Origin of the sequence: Salipiger sp. HF18, assembly GCF_011806505.1 — a bacterium.
GTDB lineage: Bacteria > Pseudomonadota > Alphaproteobacteria > Rhodobacterales > Rhodobacteraceae > Salipiger > Salipiger thiooxidans.
Window position 1 is genome coordinate 1 of sequence record NZ_JAATOS010000584.1, and the last position, 2,276, is coordinate 2,276.

Annotated in this window: 2 protein-coding genes and 1 pseudogene; all 3 read left to right on the forward strand. The window is 71.5% G+C overall.

Translation table 11 applies throughout. The features are described from left to right. The first annotated feature begins 7 nt into the window (after positions 1 to 7). On the forward strand, positions 8 to 700 hold the full coding sequence (locus HC022_RS28645) for a winged helix-turn-helix domain-containing protein (RefSeq protein WP_368484730.1): 693 nt from the start codon (positions 8 to 10) through the stop codon (positions 698 to 700). Further along, complete coding sequence (locus HC022_RS24450) at positions 693 to 2,096, forward strand: sensor histidine kinase (protein ID WP_167454125.1); 1,404 nt, start codon at positions 693 to 695, stop codon at positions 2,094 to 2,096. Before HC022_RS28645 ends, HC022_RS24450 begins: the two co-directional genes overlap by 8 nt. Then, positions 2,093 to 2,276, forward strand: a pseudogene (locus HC022_RS24455) (ABC transporter substrate-binding protein); the annotation flags it as partial. The gene HC022_RS24450 and the pseudogene HC022_RS24455, both read left to right, overlap by 4 nt.

Genomic DNA, 2,276 nt, shown 5'->3' on the forward strand with positions numbered 1-2,276 from the left:
GCTCTACGTGGCGGCCATCGTGGTGCCGATGTCGCTGATGCTGGGGCTCGCGGGGGCGGTGTTGCTGACCCGCTGGCGCTCGCGCGCGAACGGGGCGCTCTGGTGGGTGCTGCTGTCGCCGATGCTGGCGCCGGGGATCGTGCTCGGCCTCTCGGCGCTGGTGTTCTGGAACCGGCTCGGGGTAGATGCGGGGCTCTTCACCATCATCATGGCGCAGGTGACCTTCATCTCGGGCTACCCGATGCTGATCCTGATGGCGCGGCTGCAGCGCCAGCCGGTGGAACTCGAGGAGGCGGCGCTGGATCTCGGCGCCGACGACTACCTCGTGAAGCCCTTCGACCAGCGCGAGCTCGAGGCGCGGCTGCGGGCGCTGGTGCGCCGCGACGCCGAACAGAAAGGCGACGAGCTGGCGCTGGGGCAGCTGCGCTACTCGCCCGCGCAGATGCAGGCAACGCTGGATGGCAACCGGCTCGACCTGACCCGGCGCGAGGCGGCGCTGCTCGGGCTGCTACTGCGCCACGCCGACCAGCCGCTCAGCAAGGAGCGGCTCTACGACGGGCTCTTCGCCTTCAACGACGCCGACGTCGGCCTGAACGCCATCGAGCTCTACATCGCCCGTCTGCGCAAGAAGCTCGCGGGCAGCGACGTGGTCATCCTGACCCAGCGCGGCGTAGGCTACCGGATCACCCGGGATGGCTGAGCGCATCGCCATCCACCCGCAGGGGCGCAGCCTGCTGACCCGCGTGCTGCGCGCGGTGATCGTCCTGTTGCTGGTGGGCGGGGTGCTCGCGGCCGCCACCTCGTGGTTCAGCGGACGGCAGGCGGCACGCGAATCCTACGACCGGCTGCTGCTCGGCGCCGCCAGCGACATCGCCGAATCCATCCGCATCCAGAACGGCGAGGCCATGGTGGACCTGCCGGTCTCGGCCTTCCAGCTGCTGGCCCAGGCGCCCGACGACCGGGTCTCCTACGCGGTGCGCGGCCCGGACGAAACCCTGATCACCGGTTTCGACGACGCCCCCAAGGCCCCCACCGAACGCCCGCGCATCACCGGCCCGCGCTTCTTCGATGCGACCATGCAGGGCGAGGAGGCCCGCTTCGTCGAGATCACCCGCCGTTTCGCCGAGCGCGATTTCTCGGGCGAGGTGCGGGTCACCGTCGGCCAGACGCTGCGGGCCCGCGACGCGATGACGACGCAGCTCATGCTCGAGGCGGTGCTGCCGATGGGTCTCGCCGGGATCGCGCTGCTGGTGGCCTCGGTGCTGACCATCCGCTCGGCCATGCGCCCGCTCGAGGCCATCGCCGACGACCTCGCCACGCGCGACCCCTACGACCTGACGCCGATGCCGACCGAGAACGTCCCGCGCGAGGTGGCGGTGATCCTCGAGGCGATGAACCGGTTCATGGCGCGGCTCGACCGGCAGTTCGACGCCATGCGCAACCTGATTTCGGACAGCGCCCACCAGTTGCGCACGCCCGTTGCCGCGATCCGCGTGCAGGCCGAGACCGCGCTCGATGCCGAGGACGACACCTGCCGCGATGCGGCGCTCGACCGGCTGGTCCGCCGCACCCGCTCGCTGGGCACGCTGCTCGACCAGATGCTCTCGCGCGCGCTGGTGATCCACCGCAACGACAGCGCCCCGCGTCAGCGGCTCGACCTGCGCGAGGTGGCGCTCGACATCGTCGACAGCCGCGACCACGAGGCCATCGCCCCCGGTGTCGAGGTGGGTCTCGTCATCGGCGAGGACGCGGTCGAGGTGCTGGCCGATGCTTTCTCGCTGACCGAGGCGGGGCGCAACCTGCTGTCGAACGCGCTGAAGCACGGCGCGCCCCCCGTCCGCATCGGGGCCGATCGCGACGGCGGCATGGCCCGGCTCTGGGTCGAGGACGCCGGCCCCGGCCTGCCGCCCGAACTCGACGGAAGGCTCGGCGAGCGGTTCCAGCGCAGCACCGCCTCGCGCGAGGATAGCGCCGGCATCGGGCTCTCCATCGTCACCGCCGTGGCCGAGGCCTTCGACGGCCGCATCGAGGCCCGCCGCAGCGCGGACGGCTTCCGCATCTCCCTTGTCCTGCCTGCCGCGGAGCCCGAGACATGATACGCCTCCTTGCCCTCCTTCTGACCGTCGCAACAGGCGTCACCCTCGCCCCGCCCCTCTCGGCGCAGGAGGACCGCGCCCGGATCGGCAACGGCAACACCGTGCTCGAACTGCGCTCGACCACCGACGTGGCGATCATCCGCCCCGCGCTCGAGGCCTTCGTCGAGCAGAACCCGCAGC